General features: G+C 65.3%; 23 protein-coding genes. 13 read left to right on the forward strand and 10 right to left on the reverse strand.

Annotated features, from left to right (window positions below; translation table 11 throughout):
• Nucleotides 1-21 precede the first annotated feature (21 nt).
• Together GRI59_RS12480 and GRI59_RS12485 are read left to right on the forward strand one after the other, a co-directional pair.
• Nucleotides 22-1527 (forward strand): S10 family peptidase, encoded by a 1506-nt coding sequence (locus GRI59_RS12480; RefSeq protein WP_160761466.1) that lies wholly within the window; start codon nucleotides 22-24, stop codon nucleotides 1525-1527.
• Nucleotides 1524-2090 carry a hypothetical protein gene (locus GRI59_RS12485; protein ID WP_160761467.1) on the forward strand — a complete coding sequence of 189 codons (567 nt, stop codon included), beginning with the start codon at nucleotides 1524-1526 and terminating at the stop codon, nucleotides 2088-2090. Before GRI59_RS12480 ends, GRI59_RS12485 begins: the two co-directional genes overlap by 4 nt.
• Here GRI59_RS12485 and GRI59_RS12490 read toward each other — a convergent pair.
• Nucleotides 2035-4134 (reverse strand): thioredoxin family protein, encoded by a 2100-nt coding sequence (locus tag GRI59_RS12490; RefSeq protein WP_160761468.1) that lies wholly within the window; start codon nucleotides 4132-4134, stop codon nucleotides 2035-2037. The genes GRI59_RS12485 and GRI59_RS12490 overlap by 56 nt on opposite strands.
• Nucleotides 4135-4193: 59 nt before the next feature.
• Between GRI59_RS12490 and GRI59_RS12495 the strand changes: the two genes are divergently transcribed.
• The gene (locus GRI59_RS12495; protein WP_160761469.1) at nucleotides 4194-5411 is read left to right on the forward strand and encodes a UbiH/UbiF/VisC/COQ6 family ubiquinone biosynthesis hydroxylase; all 1218 of its coding nucleotides are present in this window, start codon (nucleotides 4194-4196) and stop codon (nucleotides 5409-5411) included.
• Between the two features lie 52 nt (nucleotides 5412-5463).
• Here GRI59_RS12495 and GRI59_RS12500 read toward each other — a convergent pair whose 3' ends face one another.
• Genes GRI59_RS12500 through hemC form a run of 3 tightly spaced genes read right to left on the reverse strand, consistent with a single transcriptional unit; the run spans nucleotide 5464 to nucleotide 8076 of the window.
• Nucleotides 5464-6372: a hypothetical protein gene (locus GRI59_RS12500; protein WP_237440786.1), complete on the reverse strand. Its 909-nt coding sequence runs from the start codon at nucleotides 6370-6372 to the stop codon at nucleotides 5464-5466.
• A 49-nt stretch (nucleotides 6373-6421) separates the two neighbouring features.
• Nucleotides 6422-7138, reverse strand: coding sequence for a uroporphyrinogen-III synthase (locus tag GRI59_RS12505; RefSeq protein WP_160761470.1), 717 nt, complete (start codon nucleotides 7136-7138; stop codon nucleotides 6422-6424).
• The gene (gene hemC, locus GRI59_RS12510) at nucleotides 7135-8076 is read right to left on the reverse strand and encodes a hydroxymethylbilane synthase (RefSeq protein WP_160761471.1); all 942 of its coding nucleotides are present in this window, start codon (nucleotides 8074-8076) and stop codon (nucleotides 7135-7137) included. The genes GRI59_RS12505 and hemC overlap by 4 nt, the downstream gene beginning before the upstream one ends.
• 44 nt (nucleotides 8077-8120) lie before the next feature.
• Here hemC and tsaD point away from each other — a divergent pair, with 44 nt between their 5' ends.
• From tsaD to GRI59_RS12560, 10 genes are all read left to right on the forward strand, one after another.
• Nucleotides 8121-9218, forward strand: a complete 1098-nt coding sequence (gene tsaD / locus GRI59_RS12515; RefSeq protein WP_160761472.1) for a tRNA (adenosine(37)-N6)-threonylcarbamoyltransferase complex transferase subunit TsaD — start codon at nucleotides 8121-8123, stop codon at nucleotides 9216-9218.
• On the forward strand, nucleotides 9215-10216 hold the full coding sequence (locus GRI59_RS12520; protein WP_160761473.1) for an NAD(P)H-dependent glycerol-3-phosphate dehydrogenase: 1002 nt from the start codon (nucleotides 9215-9217) through the stop codon (nucleotides 10214-10216). Before tsaD ends, GRI59_RS12520 begins: the two co-directional genes overlap by 4 nt.
• Nucleotides 10198-11730, forward strand: coding sequence for a lipopolysaccharide biosynthesis protein (locus GRI59_RS12525; protein WP_160761474.1), 1533 nt, complete (start codon nucleotides 10198-10200; stop codon nucleotides 11728-11730). The genes GRI59_RS12520 and GRI59_RS12525 overlap by 19 nt, the downstream gene beginning before the upstream one ends.
• An 87-nt stretch (nucleotides 11731-11817) precedes the next feature.
• Nucleotides 11818-13491: a vWA domain-containing protein gene (locus GRI59_RS12530; RefSeq protein ID WP_160761657.1), complete on the forward strand. Its 1674-nt coding sequence runs from the start codon at nucleotides 11818-11820 to the stop codon at nucleotides 13489-13491.
• A gap of 82 nt (nucleotides 13492-13573) precedes the next feature.
• On the forward strand, nucleotides 13574-14146 hold the full coding sequence (locus GRI59_RS12535) for a hypothetical protein (protein WP_160761475.1): 573 nt from the start codon (nucleotides 13574-13576) through the stop codon (nucleotides 14144-14146).
• A 72-nt stretch (nucleotides 14147-14218) separates the two neighbouring features.
• On the forward strand, nucleotides 14219-14575 hold the full coding sequence (locus GRI59_RS12540; protein ID WP_183363593.1) for a response regulator: 357 nt from the start codon (nucleotides 14219-14221) through the stop codon (nucleotides 14573-14575).
• A 135-nt stretch (nucleotides 14576-14710) separates the two neighbouring features.
• On the forward strand, nucleotides 14711-15886 hold the full coding sequence (locus GRI59_RS12545) for an acyl-CoA dehydrogenase (RefSeq protein WP_160761659.1): 1176 nt from the start codon (nucleotides 14711-14713) through the stop codon (nucleotides 15884-15886).
• A complete protein-coding gene (maiA, locus tag GRI59_RS12550; protein WP_160761476.1) occupies nucleotides 15886-16533 on the forward strand; it encodes a maleylacetoacetate isomerase in 648 nt (215 codons plus the stop codon). The genes GRI59_RS12545 and maiA overlap by 1 nt, the downstream gene beginning before the upstream one ends.
• 27 nt (nucleotides 16534-16560) lie before the next feature.
• Entirely contained in the window at nucleotides 16561-17571 is a 1011-nt protein-coding gene (locus tag GRI59_RS12555; RefSeq protein ID WP_160761477.1) for a fumarylacetoacetate hydrolase family protein, read from the forward strand.
• Between the two features lie 107 nt (nucleotides 17572-17678).
• Entirely contained in the window at nucleotides 17679-19130 is a 1452-nt protein-coding gene (locus GRI59_RS12560; protein WP_160761478.1) for an NAD-dependent succinate-semialdehyde dehydrogenase, read from the forward strand.
• Between the two features lie 332 nt (nucleotides 19131-19462).
• Here the strand turns inward: GRI59_RS12560 and GRI59_RS12565 are convergent, their stop codons facing one another.
• The 6 genes from GRI59_RS12565 to GRI59_RS12585 all read right to left on the reverse strand — a co-directional run bounded on the left by GRI59_RS12565 (nucleotide 19463) and on the right by GRI59_RS12585 (nucleotide 25524).
• A complete protein-coding gene (locus tag GRI59_RS12565) occupies nucleotides 19463-20629 on the reverse strand; it encodes an alpha-hydroxy-acid oxidizing protein (protein ID WP_160761479.1) in 1167 nt (388 codons plus the stop codon).
• A gap of 69 nt (nucleotides 20630-20698) precedes the next feature.
• Nucleotides 20699-21049, reverse strand: coding sequence for a thiol-disulfide oxidoreductase DCC family protein (locus tag GRI59_RS12570; RefSeq protein WP_237440788.1), 351 nt, complete (start codon nucleotides 21047-21049; stop codon nucleotides 20699-20701).
• Nucleotides 21046-21180 (reverse strand): DUF2474 domain-containing protein, encoded by a 135-nt coding sequence (locus GRI59_RS15835; protein ID WP_234031976.1) that lies wholly within the window; start codon nucleotides 21178-21180, stop codon nucleotides 21046-21048. Before GRI59_RS15835 ends, GRI59_RS12570 begins: the two co-directional genes overlap by 4 nt.
• Nucleotides 21180-22175, reverse strand: coding sequence for a cytochrome d ubiquinol oxidase subunit II (cydB, locus tag GRI59_RS12575; RefSeq protein WP_160761481.1), 996 nt, complete (start codon nucleotides 22173-22175; stop codon nucleotides 21180-21182). The genes GRI59_RS15835 and cydB overlap by 1 nt, the downstream gene beginning before the upstream one ends.
• The gene (locus GRI59_RS12580; RefSeq protein WP_160761482.1) at nucleotides 22175-23629 is read right to left on the reverse strand and encodes a cytochrome ubiquinol oxidase subunit I; all 1455 of its coding nucleotides are present in this window, start codon (nucleotides 23627-23629) and stop codon (nucleotides 22175-22177) included. Before GRI59_RS12580 ends, cydB begins: the two co-directional genes overlap by 1 nt.
• Nucleotides 23630-23766: 137 nt before the next feature.
• Entirely contained in the window at nucleotides 23767-25524 is a 1758-nt protein-coding gene (locus GRI59_RS12585; RefSeq protein ID WP_160761483.1) for a SulP family inorganic anion transporter, read from the reverse strand.
• Between the last annotated feature and the right edge of the window lies 1 nt (nucleotide 25525).

A 25525-nucleotide genomic window follows, 5' to 3' on the forward strand; every position in this document is an offset into this window, starting at 1 on the left:
ACCCTGCCAACCCCCACCCCCATGAACGCCCGATTCCTCGCCGCGCTGGCCGCTGCCAGCACCCTCGCCCTTACCGTCCCCACCGCTGCGCAGGACGCGCCCAAGCCCGACGCCGCCGCCAAGCCCGCGCCCGCTGCGCAGGTGCGCACGCGCGATCTTGCCGGCACCTTTGGCGGCCAACGCATCGCCTATCGTGCGACCATTGCCGACACGATTCTGTCGGACGAAGCGGGCAAGGCCGAGGCGGTGATTGTCACCACCTCCTATGTGAAAACCCCGGCTGATCCGACGCGCCCGGTGTTCTTCATCTACAATGGCGGGCCCGGCTCAGGCTCGGTGTGGTTGCAGATGGGTGCCTTCGGGCCGAAGCGCGTTGCGATCCCTTCAGACGCCAAAGACGATGGCGCGCCGCCTTATCCGCTGGTCGATAACCCGGAAAGCCTGCTCGATGTCGCCGATCTCGTGTTCATCGACCCGCCGGGCACGGGCTTCAGCCATCTGACGCAAGGGACCGATCCCAAGAAATACTACGGCCTGCGTCAGGATGGCCGCGCCGTTGCCACGGTGATCCGGCGCTGGATCAACGATAATGGCCGCTGGAACAGCCCCAAGTTCCTCGGCGGCGAAAGCTACGGCACCACCCGCACCGCGATGGTCGCAGACGAGCTGGAAGGCAGCACCTATAATGACGTCGGTCTCAACGGGTTGATCCTCGTTTCGACCATCCTCGATTTTGGGGCAGAAGACACGACGCCCGGCAACGAGATGGCCTATGTCGTCACCCTGCCCAACATGGCGACCACGGCCTTTTATCACGGTAAGGTCGAAGGCACTTCGGCTGCGGCGGTGGCTGAGGAAGCGCGCCGCTTTGCGATCGGGCCGTTTGCGACTGCGCTGCTCAAGGGGCAGGACCTGCCTGCCGAAGAACGCGCGAGCGTACGCAAAGAATTGTCGCGCCTCACCGGCCTGTCGGAGGAATATCTCGACCAAGCCAACCTGCGCGTTACTGACCAGCGCTTCTACAAGGAGCTGCTACGTGATCGCGGGCTGACCGTCGGCCGGCTCGATTCGCGCTACACGGGCCGCGATTACGACAATGCGGGCGAGACGCCGGACAATGATCCGAGCTTCTACGGGATCGATGCTGGCTACACCGCCGCGATCAACAGCTGGGCGCGCGAGACGCTGGGCTATCAGACTGACCGCGAATATCAGGCAATCGGTCGCGAACCGGGGCGCAACTGGGACTGGAGCCTCGACGGTTCGGGCCGTGCGGCCTATCTGAACGTCGCGCCGCTGATCGGGCAGGCGCTGCGGCAGAATTCGCAGCTGCGCCTGTTCAACGCGCAAGGGTTTTATGACTTCGCCACGCCGTTCTTCGGAGCGGAATATTCGCTGAAGCGCTACGGGATCCCGCAGGACCGCATCACGTGGAAATACTACGACGCCGGGCACATGATGTATATTCGCGACGAAGACCGCGCAAAGCTTTCGGCCGATATCCGCGCTTTCATCCGCGCGCGATGATCCGCAAGCTGGCTTTGTGCGCTGCGCTGGCGGGCGCAGGCGGATTGGCGGGTTGCAAGCCGCCGCCGACCGATTCTGCCGTGGCGCGCGTGTCCTTGTTGGCGCCGACTGCCGGGCCGTCCGCCCCGATGCCTTCGCCCGATACGACCGCTGCGGTCTGGGCAAGCACCGACAAGCCGCTGCGGCTGGTTTATGGCGTTCCCGGTCAGCCAGTGCTGCTCGCGCTCGAATGCCTCGACCCCGCCAAGCCCGAAGCGCGCCTCAGGATCACCCGCCATGCGCCAGCGGACGAGGGCGCCGCCGCGCTGCTGGCGCTGATCGGCAATGGCTGGATCGGCCGCTTCCCGGTCGATGCGACCACAATCGGTGGGCGCGTGCTTTGGCAGGGCGAGGTTCCCGCGCTGACCCGCGAATGGGATGCGCTGAAGCCGGAACGCGAGGCGACCGTCACGGTGCCGGGAGCGGGGTTGGTGCGGCTCAACCCCAGCCCGCTGCCGATGGCACTGGTCAGCGGATGCCGAGGGAAAACTGAGACGCCTGCTGCTCAAGCAATTCCGGGGTAAGCACCTGCGGTAACTGATCCGGGCCGGAGGCGCCCGGCGCGTACCACAGGTAAAGCGGCACGCCTGCTGCGCCTTGCTCGGTCAGGAATTGCGTGATCGCCTCGTCGCGCACCGTCCAGTCGCCCACCATCGGCACAACACCCGCTTTGACGAAGGCCTCGCGCACGCTCTCGCGCTCGATCGAGCTGGCTTCGTTGACCTTGCAGGTCACGCACCAGTCGGCGGTGAACCACAGGAACACTGGCTTGCCCGACGCGCGCGCCTTGGCCAGCGCATCGCGGCTGAAGGTCTGCGGGTTGTGGATGCTGGCCTTCGGCGCGCTCGCCTTGCTCTCATAGACCGAAGGCAGCGCGATCAGAGCAAAGGCGAGGAACGGCGCAGCGACGAGACCGAAGGCGGGCCAGGCCAGCTTGCCGCCGCGTTGCAGCTTGCCGGTCACGAACAGCCCGAGGAGCACGCCCACCACCAGCACCAGCGCGATGAGGCCAAAGGGCCGCCCACCCAGCTGCACCGTCAGCCACAGCAGCGCGAGGCCGGTCAGTCCCATCGGGATCGCCATGATCCGCCGAAACCGCTCCATCCACGCGCCGGGCTTGGGCAGCATCCGGCGAAGGGGTGGCACGAAGCCGAGCAGCAGGAACGGCAGCGCCAGCCCCAGCCCCAGCAGCGCGAACAACAGCAAGGCTTGCGGCACCGGCAGCAACAGCGCCGCTCCCAAAGCTGCCGCCATGAAGGGGCCGGTGCAGGGTGTCGCCACGAAAGCGGCGAGCAGACCGGTGGCGAACGCCCCCGCAGGCTCGCCGCCCAGACGCATCGACACCGAGGGCAGTTCGAACAGTCCGGCAAAGTTCGCCGTGATCGCCGCCGCCAGCACCAGCAAGGCGACGACCACGCCCGGCTCCTGCAACTGGAATGCCCAGCCGACCTGTTCGCCCGCCGCGCGCAAGGCCAGCAGCAGCGCGCCCAGCGCGACGCAGGCCAGCACCACGCCAGCGGTATAGGCGAGCCCCTCGGCCCGCGCCTTGGCCTCGCTCTCACCGGCACGGGCGAGCGCGATCGCCTTCAGGCTCAGGATCGGGAAGACGCAGGGCATGATGTTGAGCAGCAAACCACCCACCAGCGCGCCGAGAATCAGCGTCCACAGCGGCGGAACGGGTGCATTCTGCGCGCCGGCGATGACCTCACCGCCTACCGGTACGGTGCCGAGATCGGCTTCGAAGCGCACGCCGCTGCCCTCGCCAAAGGCAAGGATCCCCGCCAGCGCATCGGCCTTGCCGGTCCCGTATTCGTCGAGCGGGATTTCGGCGACCAGCACATCACCCACCCGGCGGAAGGTCTGCGGCGAAGAATAGGCTACCAGCCGGTCGTTGGCGATGAACACATGCGGATCGGTCAGGCCGACACTGGCGGGCAAGGGGATCGCGATGCGCAGGGTCTTGCCGGTGATCGCGAACTGCGCCTTGGCGTCGATCAGCGGGGCGACCGACGCACGCCACCGGGCAAAATCGCCCCCTGCTTGCACCGCCAACGCAGCCGCCTGCGGCACGCAGATTTCGTCGGTGCAGGCAAGATATTCGATTTCGCCTTCGACCTGTGTCCCGGCAAAGCTCTTCACGCTCGGCCCCGGCACCACCGGCACAAGCACGGTGTAGGGGCCTTCGTAGATATGGTTCATCAGCCCGCTGATCAGCAGCCGCTTGGGCACCGGATAGCGCGCCTCGCCCACTTCCCAGTCGGGCGGCAAGTTCAGCGACAGGCGCATCCCCTGCCCTGCATCGCCGGGGTTGGACCAATAGCCGTGCCATTCGCTCGCACTCGGCGTGAAGCGCAGCGCCAGCGTCCATTCCTTGCCCTCGGTCGGAGCGCCATCAGCGTAAAGCGCGACCGCGATTTTGTCGGACCCGATAATCGGCCCGCCGCGCGCGGGCTGCGGCGATGCTTCTTGCGCAAAGCCCGGCCCCGCCAGCATCAGACTTGCGGCCAGCGCAAGCACCCATGCAGCGAATTGTCGGATGATGGACGGGAAGAATCTTGCGTGCGGCACGGGCTACCCTCTAGGCTTCACCACCATACTTCGCAATCGGAGCGCGAGACGTGACAGCAATGACAGACAATACGCGCGATCTGGTGATCCTGGGCGGCGGGCTCGTCGGCATGACGCTGGCGCTGGCGGCGGCGAAGAAGGGGATGTCGAGCCACGTGATCGACCGCGCCGATCCCGCCGAACTGACCGCCGAAGGCTTCGATGACCGCGCCACCGCGATCTCGACCGCGAGCTGGCACCTGTTCGAGAATATCGGGATTGCCGAAGGGCTCGATCAATTCGCCTGCGATATTGCCGCGATTGCGGTGACCGATCAGAACAAGCCCGGACGGCTCGACTTTGTCCCCGGCGAAGGCGGCGGCACGCTGGGGCGGATGTTCCCCAATCGCCGCCTGCGCCTCGCGCTGTTTGAAGCCGCTGCCAAGGAACCGCTGATCAACTGGGTCGCCAAGGCCAATGTGACCGAGCGTCAGCGCAGCGAATATGGCGTCGCCGCCGTGCTGGCAGACGGGCAGAAGCTCAAAGGCCGGTTGATGATCGCTGCGGAGGGTCGCCAGTCGCCCACGCGCGATCAGGCGGGAATCTCCATCGCCAAGTGGGATTACAAGCACCGTGCGATCATCGCCGGGCTGACGCACGAGAAGCCGCACGGCAATGTGGCGTGGGAAATCTTCTACCCCGCTGGCCCGTTTGCGCTGCTGCCGCTCAATGACGATGCGGACGGCACGCACCGCTCCTCGCTGGTGTGGACCGTGTCCGAGGCGGACGGCGCTGGCGTGATGAAGCTGGGCGACCGGGCGTTCCTCGCCGAGGTCGAAAAACGGATGGGCGGCGTGCTGGGCAAGGTTAAGACCGTCGGCCACCGGTCAAGCTGGCCGCTGGGCTTCCATCACACCGCCAAGATCACCTCCGAACGCCTCGCCCTGATCGGCGATTCGGCGCATGGCATCCACCCGATTGCGGGTCAGGGGCTGAACCTCGGCCTGCGCGATGTCGGCGCGCTGGTCGAAGTGCTGGCCGATGGCGCGCGGCTGGGCCTCGATCCGGGCGATCCCGAACTGCTCAAGCGGTACGAGACATGGCGCGGGCTCGACAGTTTCATGGTGGCACTGGCGACCGATGGGTTGACGCGGTTGTTCGGCGTTCGGGGCAAGACCGCGTCTGCCGTGCGGCGCTTGGGGATGGCCGCGGTGCAGCGCACGCCGATGCTCAAGAGCTTCTTCATGGATGAAGCGCGCGGGGTTTCGGGGGATTTGCCGGAGATTCTCAGGGCGTAGTTTGTTTTGCGGCCACCTGCCGGTGGCGCAGCCCACCCGCGCGATCAAAGAATTAAGGCCTGATCAGCGGGCTCAGCTGCCGGACCGGATTGCCCGCCCCGTCGCGCAGACCACGCTGGTCGAGCACGGCGGCGGTTTCGATCACTTCCATCGCTTCCATCGCCTTGCGGTAGCGTTCGGCATCCGCGATCCATGCGTCGGCCTTGCTGGCGCCCGGCATTCCCTTCACTTCGTCAATCGCGGCGCGGTAGCGGCCTTGTTCCAAGGCCCAGCGCGCCCGATCCAACCGGCGCTGCGGCTGCGGCGAGGGTGTGCTTTCGCGGCGGAACACGAATAGTTGGCCGACCTCGCGCTGGAACGCGGCCCATGACGGCCCTTCGCTGCTATCGCGCAGCTGCGGCCCCAGCCCTTCAAGCCGCGCGACCAGACTGTCGAGCCGGATCGGATTGCGCGAGAATTCGATGATGGTGCTGACCGCATTGGGCCACTGGTCGCCGAACCGCAGGCGGAGCTGGTCGGAGAGGTAGCCAAGCTCCGCCCCACGTTCGACCGCGCGGCGGGCGGCGAAGGCGATCAGCAGGCTTTCGGCGCGGGCCGCATTGCCTGCGGCAGCTTGCGCTTGCAGATCGAGCTGGGTGAGGCGCTGTTCGGCGGCGGCGAGGCGTTGATCGAGCCCGCCCTGCTGTTCGGCCACCCGCTCGACCGCCTTTTCGGTTGCGGCCATCGGCGTCGGCTTGGCGGTAAGCGGCGTCTGGGCCGCAGGCCCGGCGCCTGCCCCCGCTTCGGCCACCAGGTCAGGACGCGGCGCTCCGGGGCGGCCGGGCTGGAGATTATACCACATCACCCAGCCCACCAGCGCTCCGCCCGCGATGAACGCGGCAAAGGCGGCAAGCATCAGCGCCCGGCCCGATGTGGGCTTGGGCGGAATGTCTAATGGCGATGATCCGGGCTCAGTTGCCATCGTGATCCGTTCTTTTGCGACCGTCAATTCCCACTCGCCAGCGTCGCTGTTACGACTGTCCCGCCGAGACGGGCGGAATGAAGCGCGGCTGGCCGCACAAGTCAAATGCCAATTGCAACACAGCGGCTTCATCCGGCTGCGGTGCGATGTGGACGGCGGCCCATCCCGCGCCAGCCGCAGTAGCGATCCGCGGGCCAAGCGCGGCAAGCGTAATGCGCGCGCGCGGCACGGCGAGCCGGTCGCATTCCTCGGCAAAATGGCGCGCCGTGGCGGCGGAATGGAGCAGCACCAGCGCGTTGCCCTCCGCCAGCAATGGCGTGACCGGATCAAGCGGCAGGGGGACGCTGCGATAGGCAATGACCTCGGCAAAGGTGACGCCTTCAGGCGGAGTGAGCGGCACGTGCTCCTCGCCCGCGATGCGCAGCAGGTGGCAGGGCGGAGCGATGGCATCGAGCACGCCTTGCAGCCCCCCGCTCCCGGTCATGGCGACCGTAAACTCGGCTGCGCGCGCGGCAGCGGCGGTGGCCTCACCCACGGCATAGACCGGCTTAGCGGTGAGGCGGGCGAGGTTCTCCCCGCCGTGCAGAATGGCATTGGCGCTGCCGATCAGCAGACCGTCAATGCCAGCCGGATCAGGGCAATCCCATGCGACGGCGCGGATTTCGGACAGCGCCAGGCCGGTGATCGCGAGACCAATGGCGCGGGCCTTGTCCAGCGTCCCGTCAAGCCCCGGCTGCGGGCGCAGCGCGAGCAGGTGGAAGCTCATCCGGCCTTGCGGAAATGCGCGGCAATCGCCGGCGTGGCGCGGGCGAGCAAGTCGGCAGCGAGCGCCTTGACCCCCGCGTGGTCACCGGGCGCAAAGCTGGCCGTGCCCTCGATCCGCTCGGCCCCGTCCGGGCTGAACAGCGCCGCGCGCATCACAAGCGCGCCATCGGCAGGCGCGCACAGGACCGCGACCGGCGAATGGCAGGTACCGCCGAGTTCGGCGAGCAAAGCGCGCTCTGCTTCGAGTTCGACGCGGGTCGCTGCATGGTCGATAGCGGCCAGTAGCGCAGTCGTTGTCGCATCATCGGCGCGGCATTCGATCGCGATCACCCCTTGGGCGGCGGCCGGAATCCATTCATCCTGTTCGAGCGGCACGCCGACCGCGCTCTGGCCCAGACGCTCCAATCCGGCGGCCGCAAGGAAGGTCACATCAGCTTCACCCGCCTGCAATTTCGCAAGCCGGGTTGCGACATTGCCGCGGAAGGTTACGACCTTGCAATCGGGGCGCAGGTTGAGCAGTTGCGCCGCGCGCCGGGGGGCGCTGGTGCCGACCACCGCGCCTTCGGGGATCGCCGCAATGCTCGCCGCGCCCACCAGGCAATCGCGCCGGTCCGCGCGCGGCAGGAAGGCGGGGAAATGGAACGCGTCGGGCCTGATCGTCTCGACATCCTTGGCTGAGTGGACCGAAAGGTCGATCCGGCCTTCGCCCAGCCACTGGTCCAATTCCTTGGTCCACAGCGCCTTGCCGCCGATTTCCGACAGGGGCCGGTCGAGCACCTTGTCGCCGCTGGCGAGCACAGGGACGAGTTCGACCGCGTCCTCGCTCCAGCCGTGGGCGGCACACAAGCGCGCCCGGGTCTCGACCGCTTGCGCCATGGCCAAGGGGGAATTGCGCGTTCCAAGTCGCAGGCGGGGAGCGGTTCGTTCAGTTTCAGTCATAGCTATGCTTGCTCTAGCCTTCACACAGTCTAGATGGAAGCCGGATGGGATCGGTCACGCACACCTCTGATACTTGCATCGTGCCCCCGCTGGTTTTGGGCATCGAATCCAGCTGCGATGAAACGGCCGTTGCGCTGGTGCGCGGCGACGGGACGATTGTCGCGCAGGCGATTGCCAGTCAGGAGGCCGAACACGCGCCCTATGGCGGGGTCGTTCCCGAAATCGCCGCCCGCGCCCATGCTGAGCGTCTCGCACCGATGATTGCGCGGGTGATGGGCGAAGCGGGCATTGGTCTTGAGGATGTCGACGCGATTGCCGCGACCGCCGGGCCGGGGCTGATCGGCGGCGTGATGGTCGGGCTGGTGAGTGCCAAGGCGCTGGCGATGGCTTCGGACAAGCCGCTGCTGGCGGTCAACCACCTCGAAGGCCATGCGCTTTCCCCCCGGCTGGCGGACGCGGGTCTTGCCTTCCCCTATCTACTGCTGCTGGTGTCGGGCGGACATTGCCAGATCCTAGCTGTCGAGGGCGTAGGGCAATATCGCCGCCTCGCCACCACCATCGACGATGCGCTGGGCGAGGCGTTTGATAAGACCGCCAAGATCCTCGGTCTGGGCTACCCCGGCGGGCCTGCGGTGGAGCGGCTGGCCTTGCAGGGTGATCCCAAAGCGGTGCCCTTGCCGCGCCCCTTGAAGGGTTCCCCGGAACCGCATTTCTCTTTTGCGGGCCTTAAAAGCGCAGTGCTGCGCGCTGTTGAAGGTGGCGCGCATTCGCCCGCCGATATCGCCGCGAGCTTCCAGCAAGCCGCAGTCGATTGCCTGATCGACCGGCTCGATCAGGCGTTGGAGCGAGCTGGCCCCTTCCCCGCGCTGGTCGTCGCTGGCGGGGTCGCCGCCAACCAGACAATCCGCGCCGCATTGGAAGCCTTCGCCGCCAAGCACGCCATGCGCTTCACCGCTCCGCCGCTGGCGCTGTGCACTGATAACGCGGCAATGATCGCTTGGGCCGGGTGCGAGCGGCTCGCGGCGGAAGGCTGGCAGCCAGGCGCGGCCTTCGCTGGTGACCCCCTCGATTTTCTTGCTCGCCCGCGCTGGCCGCTCGATCCCGCGGCGGAGACCGTGCGCGGCGCTGGAGTAAAGGCATGAGCAAGCCCGCAACTCTTGGTGTCATCGGCGCAGGAGCGTGGGGCACAGCGCTCGCTCAAATGCTGGCGAGCGATGGGCGCGACGTGCTGCTCTGGGCGTTCGAGGCTGAAGTGGTCGCCGCGATCAACACTGATCACCGCAATCCGCTCTACCTCCCCTCCGCCGCCCTTGCCCCGACCATCCGCGCAACCGGCGATCTGGCGGAGTTTGCCGCGATCGATACCGTGCTGGTGGTCACGCCCGCACAGGTGCTGGGACGGGTGCTGACAGGTCTCACCACAGCCCCGCGCGATTTGGTGTTGTGTTCCAAGGGCATCGAGGCCGGCACAGGGCGGATGATGTTCGACGTCGCCAGCGAGGCGGCTCCGGGCAGCGCCATCGCTGTTCTCTCTGGCCCGACCTTTGCGCACGAAGTCGCCGCCGGATTGCCGACTGCGGTGACCCTCGCCTGCAATGACGGCGTAGCGCAGTGGGAGCGGCTCGCTCCCGCCCTCGCCCGGCCCACCTTCCGGCCCTATTACTCGGACGATGTGGTCGGCGCGGAGATCGGCGGTGCGGTCAAGAATGTGCTCGCGATCGCCTGCGGAGTAGTGGATGGGCTCGGGCTCGGCCAGAACGCTCGCGCCGCACTGATCACGCGCGGCTTTGCCGAAATGGCGCGGTTTGGCGCTGCCTATGGCGCCACCTTCGACACCATTGCCGGTCTGTGCGGCCTCGGAGACCTGGTGCTGACCTGCTCGTCCACCTCCAGCCGCAATTTCTCGCTCGGCAAGGCATTGGGCGAAGGGATGAGCGCGGCAGAAGCGCTGGCGGACAAACGCACCGTGGCCGAGGGCGCACACACCGCGCCGGTGCTGGCGCAACTCGCAGCCGAACGCGGGATCGATATGCCGATCACCAAAGCTGTCGCCGATCTGCTCGCCGGAACCCCGGCGCGTGATGTGGTGCAGACGCTGCTCGTCCGCCCGCTCAAAGCCGAATGGGAAGCCGGTGCGTGACCACGGCGGCTGACGATCAGGACGACCTCGCCAAGCTGGCCAAGGGCGGGCGCACCAATACGCTGGGCTTCGCCATCCGGCTGATCGCGCGCATCCCCTTTCTCGTCATCGCCACACGCCTCTACGGAGCCGAGTCGCTGGGCCGGTTTGCCTCGGCAATGGTGGTGATCGAGATTGTCGCGCTGATCTGCTCGCTGGGCGAAAAACGCGGGCTGGCGCAGCGGTTGTCAGAAGGCGCGGGCGAGAACCGGGGGGCAGAAAGCAACCTCGTCTATGACGGGATCCTGCTGTCGCTGGCCTATTCCTGTGTCGCCGCGCTGCTGCTGGTCGCCTTCCCCGAGCCGATGTTTCCCAATGGCACCAACAGCCGATGGGATATCTGGCTGGTCGCGGCGATCCCTGCCTTTGCAGTCACCGAGATCCTGCTCGCCGCTCAGGCCTATCGTTTCGACATTGCCACCATGGTGCGCACCCGCGCGATTGTCGAACCGTGGACGATTTCCATTGGCGCGGGCGTGTTCTTCTTCATTCCGGCCACGCGCGATGGCGGTTTGGCGTTGGCCTATATCACCTCGATCTATGCCGGACTGCTGTCCGCCCTATGGCCGTTTTTGCGCGGCTATGGCCTGCCCAAAGGCTGGCGACCGGAGGCCCGCGCGCTGCTCGCCATGTCGTCCCGCGCCTTCCCGCTGGTCGGCGCCGATGCGATCGAGCGCGGCACGCGGCTGCTCGATATCTTCATTCTCGGCTTTTTCGCACCCCCGCAAGCGGTCGGCATCTATTACGCGGCGCAGCAGATCGCATCGCTGCCGCAGAAGCTCAAGACCAGTTTCGAGCCGATCCTCTCCCCGGTCATCACCAAGAACCTGCGCATCGGTAACATGGGCGCGATAGCAGCGCAGGTGCGGCAGGTCGGGTTCTGGATCATCGCGATTCAACTCGGCATCGCGCTGGTGCTGGGCATGCCCGGCGAGGCGGTGATGGGCCTGTGGGGGCCGGACTATGTCGCTGGCACGGCTGCGCTGGCGTTCCTGCTGGCGGCGGAGGTCGCCGCATCGATGGCGGTAGTCTCGGAAAGCGTGCTCGTTTACATCGCGAGGAAGCGCAATTTGGCGATCTCGGTGGGAGTGATTGCGCTCCAAGCCGTGCTCACCATCGCGCTGATCGAGGGGGCGGAGACCTATGGCCTTGGCAAGGGCTACGAGGCGGCCAGCGCTGCGGGCGCGCTGATGATCGCGCTGGCGGTGTCGAGCCTCATCAAGGCGCTGCTGCTGAAGCACCTGCTCAAAGCGCCCGTCAGCAATTGGCGCTGGGCGCTGGTCTATGCCGCCGCGCCTGCGGTGGTGGTGGGCTATGTCTTTACCTGGCTGCCCGAGTGGATGGAGCTGGTGTTCGGCGTGCCCGCGATCCTTGGCACCTATGCGCTGGTGATCTGGCGGCGCGGCTTTGACGACGGGGACAAGGTGCTGTTCCGCAAGCAAGTCGTCCCTAACCCTGAGACTGATCTGGCGTAAGACAATGCGGGGCCGCAACGCGTTCAGTCGCTATTCACGGCCTGGCCACGATTTCTTGAACCGCTGGAATAGCGGGGAGAAAAGGTGATGCGAGGGACACGGTTGGTCGCGGCGGTAGCGCTGTGCGCGGTGATGGCTGGCTGCGCGAAGAACGCGCCAGAACAGTTGGCCAAGGCCCCGCCGCCGCCCTCTGTGGTGGCACCTCCCCCGCCACCCCCTCCGCCGCCGCCACCGCCGCCGCCTGCTCCGGGCATGGTGTCGGATGCTCGGGCCGTGGTCGTTTCGGGATCGCGGGTGCGCACCGGCCCTGTCGCGCAGGAAGCCGCCTTCTACGCTCCGCCCGTGATGGTTGCGACCGATCCGGGGCGCGAGCAATATGACGGTAAGGAAGTCTCCCCCGTCAAGCTGACCGCAGCAGAGCCCGTCTCCACCTTCGCGGTCGATGTCGACACCGGGGCCTATGCCAATGCCCGCCGGTTCCTAACCCAAGGCATGATGCCGCCCAAGGACGCGGTGCGCACCGAGGAGATGATCAACTATTTCCGCTATGACTACGCCCGGCCCAACGATCGCAGCCAGCCATTCACCGTGACCACTGATGTGGCCAAGACCCCGTGGAACCCCGGCACTTATCTGATGCGCATCGGCCTGCGCGGTTACGATATCGACACCGCCGAACGCCCGCCTGCCAATCTGGTGTTCCTGATGGATGTCTCGGGCTCAATGAACTCCCCGGACAAGCTGCCCTTGGTCAAGACCGCGCTGGCCGGCCTTGCGGGAGAACTCGGGCAGAAAGATACGGTTTCGATCGTCGTTTATGCAGGCGCTGCGGGCATGGTGCTGGAACCCACGAGCGACACCGCCAAGATCCGCCGCGCGCTCGATAGCCTTGCCGCGGGCGGATCGACCGCAGGCGGCGCCGGGATCGAGCTTGCCTACCGCATCGCCGAGGACAATTTCATCAAGGGCGGCGTCAACCGCGTGATCCTGGCCACCGATGGCGATTTCAATGTCGGCGTTTCGGACACCAAGGCGCTGATCGAACTGATCGAAAAGAAGCGCGAAAGCGGCATCACACTGACCACGTTGGGCTTTGGCCAAGGCAACTACAACGAAGCGATGATGGAGCAGATCGCCAACAAGGGGAACGGCAACTACGCCTATATCGACACCGCGCTGGAAGCGAAAAAGGTGCTGGGCGAGGAGATGCAATCGACCCTGTTCACCATCGCCAAGGACGTGAAAATCCAGGTCGAATTCAACCCTGCCGTGATCGCGCAATACCGGCTTGTGGGCTACGAGAACCGGGCGCTGCGCGAAGAGGACTTCGACAATGATCTGGTCGATGCGGGCGAGATTGGCGCTGGTCATCAGGTGACTGCGATCTACGAAGTCGTCCCTGCCGGCGGCAAGGGCTGGATCGCGCCGCGCCGCTATGAGGATAGGCCTGACGCGGCGGCCACCGCCAAGCTGGCCGAGGCCGCCACCGTCAAGCTGCGCTACAAGCTTCCTGATGGCGATACCTCGAAGCTGATCGAACGGGTCGTGTCGGCCAATATGCTCACTTCGGCCACCGCACCCAAGGGCGACTTTGCCTTTGCCGCAGCGGTCGCGGCTTACGGTCAGGTCTTGCGCGGCGATGAAATGATGCTGGGCTTCGGCTTTGACGACATCGGCAGACTCGCAGGCAGTCAGGACAATTTCTGGCGGCAGGAGTTCCTGCAATTGAACCAGCTGGCAGCCAGCATGAAGGGCGGCTGATCGCAGGGGCTTGGGCGAAGCGGGACGAGGCTGCTAGAGCGCATCGCCGCAACGCCATGATTCGCTTGGGAGCAAAAGCGCCATGTCCCCTGACCTGATGAATTATCTGCCGCTAATCCTGCTCGGTCTGGTTGCGCTGGTGCTTGCCGTGTGGGCGCTCGCGCGCCTCAGCCGCAAGGCCCGCGTGATCGAGGACGAAAGCAGCACCCCGCTCGCCCGCGATGTGCTGGAAGAAGGCGCAGCCCCTGCGGCGCGCAATCAAGCGCTGATCGATGCACCGCGCGCAGTCGAGATCAATCAGGGCGCGATGTCGGCCGCTGCCAACAGTCAGGCGGTGGCAGCCGCACCGATGGACACCGACGCCGAGGCTGGCCCCTCCATCACCCCGACCGTCAGCCCGCCTTCCGCCGGCGCGCCTGATGATCTGACCCGCATTAAGGGCCTCGGCCCCAAATTGGCCGCGCTGCTGGGCGAACTCGGGGTTCGCAGCTACACCCAAATCGCCGCATGGCAGCCCGCAGATATCGAGCGGATCGACGCACAGCTTGGCCGTTTCTCCGGTCGGATTACGCGCGATCAATGGGTCGAACAGGCGCAATTGCTGGCTGCGGGAGACGAAAACGCATTTACGGCACAATTCGGCCGCAACGGATAATATTCCGCAAGGTTGACGTCCAATCCGTGTTACACTTCGATTTGTGGGAGTCGGAGAAGCGGGAGAGGGTCAATGGTTTTGCGGATTTTGGTGGCCGAAGACGAGTTCATTACTGGATTTGATCTGTGCGACACTTTCGAGGAAGCCGGATACGAAGTCGAAGGGCCGCACGCCGGAATTTCCTCGGCCATGCTGGCGTGCCAGAAGGAAAAGCCTGATCTGGCGATCCTCGATATCGAGCTGACCGATGGGCTGTCGTATGAGCTGGCGCAGAAGCTGCTCGATGACGATGTGCCGGTGATCCTGCACTCCGAACGGCATTCTGCCACGGAAGTCGCTGCCCGCTTTCCGGGCGCGACCACGCTGGCCAAGCCCTGCCCGCCAGCGATGCTGCTCGAAACCGTCAGCCGGGTCATTGCCCCGGTCTGACCGGCTGATGCCTCACTGCTGGCCCCGCCCCACTTGCCCCGGCCTACCAAGCCTGCAAAGGCTGGGAGAAACAAGATAAGCAGGAGCATGCCCGTGCACGGCACCACCAACACGCCTTCCCGGGCGGATTCGCGAATGGCCCCGTTCAACTGGGAAGACCCGTTCGACGTGGAAAGCCAGCTGACCGAGGAAGAGCGGATGATCCGCGATGCCGCGCACGGCTTTGCCCAAAGCGAGCTGCAACCGCGCGTGATCGATGCCTTCCGCGAGGAAGTGGACGCGCCCGAACTCTTCCCGCTGATGGGCGTCGCAGGCCTGCTGGGCGCAACTATCCCCGAAGAATTCGGCGGCGCGGGCGCAGGCTATGTCGCCTATGGCCTCATCGCGCGCGAGATCGAGCGGGTGGACTCTGGCTACCGCTCGATGGCGAGCGTGCAGTCCAGCCTCGTGATGCACCCCATCTACGCCTATGGATCAGACGAACAGCGCCGCAGATACCTCCCCGGCCTTGCCGCTGGCACGCTGATCGGCTGCTTCGGCCTGACCGAGCCTGATGCGGGTTCGGACCCGGCGGGGATGAAAACCTATGCGAAGAAGGACGGCGATGATTATGTCATCTCCGGTTCGAAGACCTGGATCAGCAACGCGCCCTTCGCTGATGTCTTCGTGGTCTGGGCCAAGTCCGAAGAACATGGCGGCGCCATTCGCGGCTTCGTGCTGGAAAAGGGCATGGCGGGGCTGTCAGCGCCCAAGATCAAGGGCAAGATTTCCTTGCGCGCCTCGACTACTGGCATGATCATGATGGACGCGGTGCGGGTGCCGTCCTCGGCGCTGCTGCCCAATGTCGAAGGGCTCAAGGGCCCGTTCGGCTGCCTCAACCGCGCGCGCTACGGCATCAGCTGGGGCGCGATGGGGGCGGCGGAGTTCTGCCTCCATGCCGCGCGCCAATATGGCCTGGACCGGCACCAGTTCGGGCGGCCGCTCGCCGCGACGCAGCTGTTCCAGAAGAAGCTCGCCTATATGATGACCGACATTGCGCTGGGCCTTCAGGCTTCGCTCCGCGTCGGCCGGTTGATCGACGAGGGCCGGTTCGCGCCCGACATGATCTCGATCGTGAAGCGCAACAATGTCGGCAAGGCCTTGGACATCGCCCGCGCCGCGCGCGACATGCATGGTGGCAACGGGATTTCCGAGGAGTATCAGGTCATCCGCCACATGGTGAACCTCGAAACGGTCAACACCTATGAAGGCACGCATGATGTCCACGCGCTGATCCTTGGCCGCGCGATCACGGGGATTGCGGCGTTCTGATGCGGCTGTTCGGCTACTTCCGCTCGTCGACCTCCTACCGCCTGCGCATTGCGCTCAATCTCAAGGGCCTCGCCTTCGAGAATGTGCCGGTCAATCTGGTGACAGCGGAAAACAAGGACGAAGCCTTCACCAGCCGCAACCCGTTCGGCTCGCTGCCGATGCTGGAGGCGGACGGGCGTGACCGGGCGCAGTCGATGGCGTTGCTCGAATGGCTGGACGAAGCCTATCCCGAACCGCGGTTCCTGCCCGCCGATATCGAAGCGCGCTACACGGTGCGCGAACTCGCCTACGGAATCGCGACCGAGATTCACGCGGTCAATAATCTGCCGGTGCTGAAGTACTTGAAAGACCCGCTCGGCCATTCGCAGGACGAGATCGACACTTGGTATCGCCATTGGCTGGCGCGCACGCTGAACCCGGTCGAAGCGCGCTTGGCGCAGCTTGGGCGCCAAGGGTTTGGGGGCGATTTCCTTCACGGTGACGCCCCCGGCCTGTTCGAGATCGTGCTGATCCCACAGCTCGCGAATGCACGGCGGTTCAACTACGACTTGTCGAACAGCCCACACATGACCCGCATCGAAGCTGCCTGCCTTGCCCTGCCCGCCTTTGCGGCAGCGCATCCCGACAAGCAAATCGACGCACCCTAGATTTTCCCGGACGGAGAGGAACGCCCAATGAAACTCGCAACCCTCGATAATGGCACGCGCGATGGCAAGCTGGTCGTGGTGTCGAAAGACCTGACCCGCTGCTCGGCAGCAGGTTATATCGCGCCGACCCTGCAAGCCGCGCTTGATGATTGGGAGCGGATCGCGCCAGAGCTTGAACTGCTCGCCCGCGATGTCGAGCATGAGACCGTGCCGTGCGAGCGCTTTCACGAGCGGCAGGCGCACTCGCCCTTGCCGCGCGCCTATCAGTGGGCCGATGGCAGCGCTTACATCAACCATGTCGAACTGGTGCGCCAAGCGCGCGGGGCCGAGGTTCCGGCCAGCTTCTACAGCGATCCGCTGATGTATCAGGGCGGCTCGGACGCGGTCCTGCGGCCTCGTCAGGACATCCCGCTGGGCGATCCGGCGTGGGGCTGCGACATGGAGGGCGAGATCGCCTGCATCACCGATGATGTGCCGATGGGCGTGTCGGTCGAAGACGCCGCCAGCCACATCAAGCTGCTGATGCTGGTGAACGATGTTTCGCTGCGGGGCCTGATCCCGGCGGAACTGGAGAAAGGCTTCGGCTTCTTCCAGTCCAAGCCCGCCAGCGCCTTCTCGCCTGTCGCCGTGACACCGGATGAACTCGGCGAGGCTTGGGCTGACTATCTGATCCACCTGCCGCTGATGGTCGATCTGAACGGAGCGCCCTTCGGCCGCGCCAATGCGGGCAAGGATGCGACCTTCAACCTCGCGCAGTTGGTCGCCCATGCGGCCAAGACCCGCAACCTCAGCGCCGGCACCGTCATCGGCACCGGCACGATCTCCAACAAGGGCGCTGACGGCGGCCCCGGCCAGCCGGTGGCCGAAGGCGGCGCGGGCTATTCCTGCATCGCGGAAATCCGCATGATCGAAACCATCCGCGACGGCGCTGCGAAGACGCCGTTCATGCAGGTCGGTGACAGCGTGCGGATCGAGATGCGTGACGCGCACAACCATTCAGTCTTCGGGGCGATCGAGCAGCACGTCGTGGCGGTCTAGACCTTGCCAGACCCCTGCTAGGCCCCATCTAGACCCCTCTAGCGCGCCGTCACCGCGATGTTTCGCGTTTAACATTTGTGCGCGCGCCTACCATCAGGAACTGACCGATGACCGATTACCCCACCCTCAAGATGTTCATCAACGGCGACTGGATCGAAGCCGGAGAGGCCGGCACGATGGATGTGGTCAACCCCGCGACCGGCGCGGTGATCGGTCAGTGCCCGAAGGCCTCGCCCGCCCAGCTTGATGCCGCGCTAAAGGCGGCGGATGATGCCTTTGCCGGGTGGAGCCGCACCTCGGGCGCGGAGCGTTACGCGATCCTGCGCCGCGCCGCCGACCTGTTGCGCGAACGCGCGCCTGCTATCGCCCGGGTCGTGACTGCCGAAATGGGCAAGCCCCGCGCGCAGGCCATTGGCGAGATCACATCGTCCTGTGATGTCGTCGATTTCCTGGGCGAAGAGGCCAAGCGGCGCGGCGGGCGCCTGATCCCGACGCGCGGCGCGGCGCTGATCGCGCAGATGGTGACGCATGAGCCGATTGGTCCCGCCGTCCTGCTCACCCCGTGGAATTTCCCGATCAACCTGCCGGTCAAAAAGATCGCGGGTGCGCTGGCGGCGGGCTGCACCGCGATCCTCAAGCCGGCGGAAAACACGCCGGGTTCGGCGCAATTGCTGGTCGAATGCTTTGTCGATGCGGGCGTGCCCAAGGGCGTGTTGAACCTCGTCCACGGCGATCCCGGCCCGGTGTCGGAACACCTCATCGCCTCGCCCGTCACGCGCAAAGTGAGCTTCACCGGATCGACCGCTGTCGGCAAACAGCTGGGTGCACTCGCGGCGACCCACATGAAGCGCTTCACCCCGGAATTGGGCGGCCATGCCCCGGTGATCGTCAGCAAGCACGCGGACCTGGACCGCGCGGTGGCGATGTGCGCCAGCACCAAGTTCCGCAACGCTGGACAGGTCTGCGTCTCGCCCACCCGGTTCCTGGTGGCACGCGAGATTTACGACCGCTTCGTCGCTGAATTTGCTGCCGTTGCAAGCAAGTTGAAGGTCGGCGATCCGGGCGCGGATGAAAGCGTCGACATGGGCCCGCTTGCTCACGGACGCCGGATCGCGGCAATGGAGCAGGTGGTCGCGGACGCTGGCGGCAATCGCGGCGAGGTGGTCACTGGCGGGTCGGTAATCGCAGGCAGCGGGTTCTTCTTCGAGCCGACCGTGATCGCCAATCCGTCGCCCGACAGTCGCTTCATGACCGAAGAACCCTTCGGCCCCATCGCCGGGATTGTTCCGTTCGATGCGATCGAAGACGCGGTCGGGATCGCAAACAGCCTGCGCTACGGCCTTGCCGCCTATGCCTTCTCGGGCGATCTGGACGAAGCGCATTACCTCGGCCGGGCCCTGCGCGCCGGGATGGTGGGGGTCAACCAGTTGATCGTATCCTCGCCCGAAACCCCGTTCGGCGGGATCGGCGACAGCGGCTTTGGATCTGAGGGCGGCGAGGAAGGCTACCTTGCTTTCACGGATACCAAGCTGGTGATGTTGGCAAAGTCAGGCGGTTAGCCGAGCGGGTTCTTCCACGCGATCCGCGAAAGCAACGACTTGCGCGGTTCCATCGGCTGGATACGACCATAGCGCGCACGGCGAGAGTGCTCGTCCTGCATGCAAACTGTGCGTCGCATCGGATCTGGTCGGCTCGACCAGAATGTCGGTTTTTCCATGTCTCGCGTCCCCGAATCGCGCGTTTTTATGTCGCTGTAGCTAACATAAAATCTGTGGATAAAACGAGTCTTTACGCGCTCCTACGCAAAGATTGCTAGGACGGTGTCAGGCTCCGTAAGCCGAAATTGCCCAAATCGGTTCCCGCGTTTCGCAAAATGCCCGGCCTGAACGGCCTATGACGTTATGCGGCGAACCCCGGCAGCGCGAACATCGGCGAGCGTCGGATAGCCGTTGACCGCCATCAGCAGGTCCGCCTCGGCCAGGATCGAGCGCAGCACCCAAGCGGCACCGTCAGCCCCGCCCAGCGCCAGCCCGTAAGTGTAGGGCCGCCCCACGCCCACTGCCCGCGCGCCCATCGCCAAAGCCTTGACGGCATCGGAGCCGGAACGGATTCCGCTGTCAAACAGTACCGGAGTGTCACCCGAGGCCTTCACCACATCCTCCAGCAGATCAATGGTGGCGATCCCGCCGTTGGCCTGCCGGCCACCGTGGTTCGAACAATAGACCGCGTCCGCCCCGCAATCGACCGCGCGCCGCGCGTCATCCGGGTGGCAGATGCCCTTCAACACGATCGGAAGCTTGGTCACCGACTTGAACCACGCCATGTCGTCCCACGTCAGCACCTGCCCAAATGTCGCTGCCCAAGTAAAGATCGCAGCGGCCGAGTCCTCCTCGGGGGCCTTGGCCAGCAGTGAGCGGAAGACGGGGTCGGTAAAGTAGTTCTGCAAGACCTTGCCGCGCAATTGCGGGAAGTTCGATGCGTTGAGATCGCGCGGACGCCAGCCCGTTACCCAGGTATCCAGCGTCACTACCAGCGCCTTGTAGCCCGCGGCTTCGGCGCGGCGGATCAGGCTGGTCGCCAGCTCCTTGTTCTTGGGCGTGTAGAGCTGGAACCACGCGGGCGTATCGCCGCAGGCCGCCTTCACATCTTCCAGCGGATCATTCGCCAGTGTCGAAGCGCAGAACGGTACCCCCGTCAGCGCTGAGGCGCGTGCGGCGGCCATGTCCCCATGGCGATCCTGCGTCGCCTCTCCGTTCAAGCCGATGGGTGCCATGAACAGCGGTGTTGGATAGGTGTGGCCGAACAGTTCGATGCTGAGATCGCGTACCGAGCAATCGACCATCATGCGCGGCACCATGCCCCAGTGGTGGAAGGCCGAGGCATTGCTGTTCTGCGTATGCTCATCACCGCAGCCGCCCGCGACGTAGTTGGTGAGACCCGGCCCCAGCGCTTCATGCGCTCGCTTTTCGAGGGTGGCGAAATCGACCGGCCAAGTGGGCAGGATGCCGCGCAAGCCGGCATTGTAGATCTCGTTCTGCATCGCGCCGAAATTGCTCATGGCGGCTAATCTCTCCCGTTTATTATGGGAACAGATCAGACGATCCGTGGGTGCAGGGCAAGCGGTTTTCTAGGCGAAGAAGCGTTGCAGGCGCGGGCGCATCTTGAGGAAGCGCAGGTAAGCGGCCTCCAGCACCCGCAGCACAGTGCGGTTCCGCGCCGCCAGCCCGAGCGGACGCAGCAACGGGATCGCGCGCCACATCGCCGCAAAGGCCGCCGCGCCGCTGTGCACCACGCCGTCCTCCTCTGCGTGGAAACGGGCGAGCAGTTGCGCGCGGTCGATAGGGCAGGACGGATCGGCGCCGCTTGCAACATCAACGAAAGTGATCGCCCCGCGCTGATCGAGCCGCCGCATCAGCGCGATTTCGCGCAGGCACAGCGGACAGGCACCGTCGAACCAGACTTTGACTGTGCCGCTCAAGGCGCGATCCAGAGGCGGATGACATAGGCCACCGCGCCGAGAACAGCGACACTCGCAGCCCATATGCCCGCCATCCACAGCAAGCGTTGCCAGAGGGGCTTCTCAGGTTCCAGTTCTGGCGGCGCAAGCATCAGTGATACCCCTCCGCACCAACCTTGCCGCGGAACACCCAATAGGCCCACACGGTATAGGCGATGATCAGCGGCAAGGTCAGCGCGACGCCGACCAGCATGAATTCCTGGCTACGCTCAGGCGCGGCGGCGTCCCAGATCGTGATCGAGGGTGGCACGACATTGGGCCAGATGGTGACACCCAGCCCGCTCATGCCCAGAAAGAACAGCGCAATCGCCAGCCAGAACGGCGCCGAATTGCCGGTCCCCCGGATCGTGCGGATCAGTGCGACTGCCACCAGTGCGGTCACAATCGGCACGGGCGCGACCCAGTACACTTCGGGCGCGGACAGCCAATGTGCGGCATATTCGGGGTTTAGCGTGATGTTGTAGAGGCTCACCGCGCCCATCAGCAGAATGGTCGCAATCGCGGCCCGGAAGGCGACATAGCGCGCATGGGCCTGCACCCCGCCGTCCAGCTTCCAGATCAGCCAGGTACTGCCGAGCAACGCATAGCCCGCCACTGTGCCGAGCCCGGTGAGGAAGGTGTAAGGCGTGAGCCAATCCCACCAGCTGCCGGCATAGGCCCGGCCGTCAACCTCGATCCCTTGCAGCAGCGCGCCAAGGATCATCCCCTGCGACATCGCCGCGACCAGCGAGCCACCGAAAAACGCCAAGTCCCAGAACTTCTCATGGGCAGGATCGCGCCAGCGATATTCGAACGCCACACCCCGGAACACGAGGCCGAGCAGCATCGCGATGATCAGCGGATAGGTCGCAGGCAAGATCACCGCATAGGCCAGCGGAAAGGCGGCAAACAGCCCGCCGCCGCCCAGCACCAGCCAGGTCTCGTTCCCATCCCACACCGGCGCGATCGAGTTCATCGCCCGGTTGCGGCCCTGCCCGACCCGGAAAGTCGGGAACAGGATGCCGATCCCGAGGTCGAAGCCGTCCATCACCACATAGGCGAAGACCGCAAAGGCGATGATGAAGGCCCAGATGACGGTGAGGTCCATCACACCGGCTCCTTTTCGGAAGGCGCTTCGGTTGGAAGAGGCTCTTCGCCGCCGGGGTTCTGGGTGGGGCCGGGGGTAATCCCGGCGGTACGGATCGGGCCGTCAATGTCGCCCTTGATGCCGCTCTCGCCCGCGTGCGGCGCCTTGCCCATCAGCTTGAGGATATACCACACGCCAATGCCGAAGACGGTGAAGTAGACGACCACGAACGCCAGCAGCGACGCCGCGACAGCAGGTGCGTCGAGGGGGCTGGCCGCATCGGCTGTCCGCAGCACGCCGTAGATCACATAGGGCTGGCGGCCGACTTCGGTGGTGATCCATCCGGCCAGCACGGCGGCAAAGCCCGAAGGTCCCATCAGGACAGCGGCGCGGTGCAGCCACGGCATGTCATAGAGCCGCCTGCGCGCCCGACCCCACAGGCTCCATAGCCCGATCCCGAGCATCGCAAAGCCGATGCCGACCATCACGCGGAAGCTCCAGAACACGGTGCCGACCGGCGGCTCCTGATCGTCGGGAATAGTGTCGAGGCCTGCCATCGGCGCGTTCAGGTCATGCTTCAGGATCAGCGAAGACAGGTCAGGGATTTCGATGGCATAGCGAACCGTCTTGGCTTCACTGTCGGGGATGCCGAACAGGATCAGCGGCGCGCCTTCGGGGTGGCTTTGGTAATGTCCCTCCATCGCCATAACCTTGGCAGGCTGATGTTCGAGCGTGTTGAGCCCATGCATATCGCCCGCGAAAATCTGCAACGGCGTGACAATCGCGGCCATCCACATCGCCATAGAGAACATTTTGCGCGCGTGGGGATTGGCCTTGTCCTTAAGCAGGTGCCACGCGCCGACTGCACCGACCACGAAGGCGGTCGTCAGGTAAGCAGCCATTACGGTGTGGACGAGGCGGTAAGGGAAGCTCGGGTTGAAGACGATGTCCCACCAACTGGAGCCGGGCAGGAACTGGCCATTCGCGCCAATCTCGTACCCCGTCGGGGTCTGCATCCAGCTATTGACGCTGAGGATCCAGAATGCCGACACGAACGTACCGAGCGCCACCATCAGCGTCGCAGCGAAGTGCAGCTTCTTACCGACCTTCTCCATGCCGAACAGCATGACGCCAAGGAAGCCTGCCTCAAGGAAGAAGGCGGTCAGCACCTCATATGCCATCAACGGCCCGATCACCGGCCCAGCCTTGTCAGAGAACACCGCCCAGTTGGTGCCGAACTGGTAGGACATCACGATGCCCGAGACGACGCCCATCGCAAAGGCAATCGCGAAGATCTTCAGCCAATACTTGAACAGGTCATGATAGACCGACTTGCCGGTCTTCAGCCACAGCCCTTCAAGCACCGCAAGGTAACTCGCCAGCCCGATCGAGAAGGCCGGGAAGAAGAAGTGGAAGCTGACGGTAAACGCGAACTGGATGCGCGCGAGCAGCAGGGCGTCGAGGTTCTCAAGCATGATCAGCAGCTAATCCCTTGGCGGCGCCGATCAATTGCTTTTGGCGCAACGAAGATACGGTTTGAGAGCAAAAGGGTTGCACCGCCGGGCGAATTGGGGGGAGCCCGGCGGTGCATAGGGGGACGCGGCGCCAGGGCTCAGATGAGGCCCCGCGCTTCGTCCGGAATCGGCGATGGGGGTTCCTCGCCGGTATCCAGTGCAAGATCGGCAAAGGCGGCGTCCTGAGAAAGGAACACACGGCCCGACAGGTCATCCAGAAAATGTGTGCGCTTGAGGCGGTCCATCACCGGGCCTTTGACTTCCGAAAGATGCAGCTTGATGCCGCCATCGGCGAGCCGGTGGTTGATCGCCTCTAGGCTCTCCAGCCCCGATGCGTCGATTGCGTTGACCGCGCTCGCCATCAGTACCACGTGCCGCAAGGCAGGCCGGTCAGCGACCTGTTCGAGCACATATTCCTCCAGCCAGCGGGCGTTGAGATAGGTCAGGCTCTCGTCGACGCGTATGGTCAGCAGGTGCGGCAGGGTGAGCACCTTGTGGCGTTCGACATTGCGGAAATGCTCAGTCCCCGGCACTCGCCCGACGATGGCAGCATGGGGCCGGCTTGCGCGCCAGAGATACAGCAGCAGGCCCACCGCCACCCCCGCGATCACCCCCAGTTCGACCCCGGATACCAAAGTGACAGCTATGGTCGCGGCATGGGCGGCAAAGTCGGCCTTGGAATAGGCCCAGAGCTGGCGCGGCGTCTTGAAATCGACGAGGCTCAAGACCGCAACGATGATGGTTGCCGCTAGCGTTGCGTTGGGCAGGTGGAACAGGAGCGGGGTCAGAAACAGGCTGGCAAGACCAATGCCCACCGCCGTGAATGCGCCCGCTGCCGGTGTCTGCGCGCCCGCATCGAAATTGACCACCGATCGCGCAAAGCCGCCCGTCACCGGATAGCCACCCGATAGCGCGCTGGCGATGTTACTCGCCCCCAGCCCGATCAGCTCCTGATCCGGCACGATCCGCTGGCGACGCTTAGCGGCGAGAGTCTGCGCGACCGAGACACTCTCGACAAAGCCGATCACCGAGATCAGCAGCGCGGGCACCCACAAGGCTTGCAGCAGCGCAAGGTCGGTCGAAGGCAGTGCGAAGGGCGGCAGGCCTTGCGGGATCGCGCCGACGACCGAGACACCCTGCGCCTCCAGCCCGAAGCCGATCACCGCGAGGATCGACAGCGCCACCGCCACCACCGGCCCGGCCTTGGCGGTCATGTCGGCAGCGCGCGGAGATAGGCCGAGGCGCTGGAGCGCAGGCTTCAGCCCCTTGCGCACCCAGAACAGGAACAGCGTCGCCGGGATGCCGATGGCGAGGGTCGCAAGGTTGCTGTCACCCAACGCGCTTGCCAGACCCGCCAGCATCTCCGGCCAAGTCTCCCCGCCCGCCTTCACGCCAAGAATATGCTTCAACTGGCTGGTGGCGATCAACACGCCGCTTGCCGAGATGAACCCGCTGATCACCGGATGCGACAACAGGTTCGCAAGGAACCCCAGCCGCAGCAGGCCCAGCACCACCAGCATCACGCCAGACAGCGCGGCGAGCGTCACCGCCGCTTCCCAATACTCCGCCGTCCCCGGCGCCGCGATTGCGCCGACCGCACTCGCCGTCATCAGCGAGACCACCGCGACCGGCCCCACGGCCAACGTCCGGCTCGTGCCGAACAGGGCATAGGCAAACAGCGGCAGGATCGAGGCATACAGCCCCACCACCGGCGGTAACCCTGCCAGCATCGCATAGGCAAGGCTCTGCGGGATCAGCATGATGGTGACGATCACCGCCGCCATCAGATCGCTGGTCAACGCAGGGCGATCATAGCTGCGCCCCCATTCGAGGATCGGGAAATAGCGTTGGAGCATG

Source organism: Erythrobacter ramosus (assembly GCF_009828055.1).
In the GTDB taxonomy this organism is placed as follows: Bacteria; Pseudomonadota; Alphaproteobacteria; order Sphingomonadales; family Sphingomonadaceae; genus Erythrobacter; species Erythrobacter ramosus.

What these genes read in the sequence shown, in the direction of transcription:
- GRI59_RS12530 (WP_160761657.1), top strand. Translation starts at nt 11,818, where the DNA reads ATGCGAGGGACACGGTTGGTCGCGGCGGTAGCGCTGTGCGCGGTGATG.
- GRI59_RS12480 (WP_160761466.1), top strand. Translation starts at nt 22, where the DNA reads ATGAACGCCCGATTCCTCGCCGCGCTGGCCGCTGCCAGCACCCTCGCC.
- GRI59_RS12540 (WP_183363593.1), top strand. Translation starts at nt 14,219, where the DNA reads ATGGTTTTGCGGATTTTGGTGGCCGAAGACGAGTTCATTACTGGATTT.
- GRI59_RS15835 (WP_234031976.1), bottom strand. Translation starts at nt 21,180, where the DNA reads ATGCTTGCGCCGCCAGAACTGGAACCTGAGAAGCCCCTCTGGCAACGC.
- GRI59_RS12545 (WP_160761659.1), top strand. Translation starts at nt 14,711, where the DNA reads ATGGCCCCGTTCAACTGGGAAGACCCGTTCGACGTGGAAAGCCAGCTG.
- hemC (WP_160761471.1), bottom strand. Translation starts at nt 8,076, where the DNA reads ATGACTGAAACTGAACGAACCGCTCCCCGCCTGCGACTTGGAACGCGC.
- GRI59_RS12525 (WP_160761474.1), top strand. Translation starts at nt 10,198, where the DNA reads ATGGGAAGCCGGTGCGTGACCACGGCGGCTGACGATCAGGACGACCTC.
- GRI59_RS12555 (WP_160761477.1), top strand. Translation starts at nt 16,561, where the DNA reads ATGAAACTCGCAACCCTCGATAATGGCACGCGCGATGGCAAGCTGGTC.
- GRI59_RS12580 (WP_160761482.1), bottom strand. Translation starts at nt 23,629, where the DNA reads ATGCTTGAGAACCTCGACGCCCTGCTGCTCGCGCGCATCCAGTTCGCG.
- GRI59_RS12565 (WP_160761479.1), bottom strand. Translation starts at nt 20,629, where the DNA reads ATGAGCAATTTCGGCGCGATGCAGAACGAGATCTACAATGCCGGCTTG.
- GRI59_RS12485 (WP_160761467.1), top strand. Translation starts at nt 1,524, where the DNA reads ATGATCCGCAAGCTGGCTTTGTGCGCTGCGCTGGCGGGCGCAGGCGGA.
- maiA (WP_160761476.1), top strand. Translation starts at nt 15,886, where the DNA reads ATGCGGCTGTTCGGCTACTTCCGCTCGTCGACCTCCTACCGCCTGCGC.
- GRI59_RS12505 (WP_160761470.1), bottom strand. Translation starts at nt 7,138, where the DNA reads ATGAGCTTCCACCTGCTCGCGCTGCGCCCGCAGCCGGGGCTTGACGGG.
- GRI59_RS12535 (WP_160761475.1), top strand. Translation starts at nt 13,574, where the DNA reads ATGTCCCCTGACCTGATGAATTATCTGCCGCTAATCCTGCTCGGTCTG.
- tsaD (WP_160761472.1), top strand. Translation starts at nt 8,121, where the DNA reads ATGGGATCGGTCACGCACACCTCTGATACTTGCATCGTGCCCCCGCTG.
- GRI59_RS12560 (WP_160761478.1), top strand. Translation starts at nt 17,679, where the DNA reads ATGACCGATTACCCCACCCTCAAGATGTTCATCAACGGCGACTGGATC.
- GRI59_RS12585 (WP_160761483.1), bottom strand. Translation starts at nt 25,524, where the DNA reads ATGCTCCAACGCTATTTCCCGATCCTCGAATGGGGGCGCAGCTATGAT.
- GRI59_RS12495 (WP_160761469.1), top strand. Translation starts at nt 4,194, where the DNA reads ATGACAGACAATACGCGCGATCTGGTGATCCTGGGCGGCGGGCTCGTC.
- cydB (WP_160761481.1), bottom strand. Translation starts at nt 22,175, where the DNA reads ATGGACCTCACCGTCATCTGGGCCTTCATCATCGCCTTTGCGGTCTTC.
- GRI59_RS12500 (WP_237440786.1), bottom strand. Translation starts at nt 6,372, where the DNA reads ATGGCAACTGAGCCCGGATCATCGCCATTAGACATTCCGCCCAAGCCC.
- GRI59_RS12520 (WP_160761473.1), top strand. Translation starts at nt 9,215, where the DNA reads ATGAGCAAGCCCGCAACTCTTGGTGTCATCGGCGCAGGAGCGTGGGGC.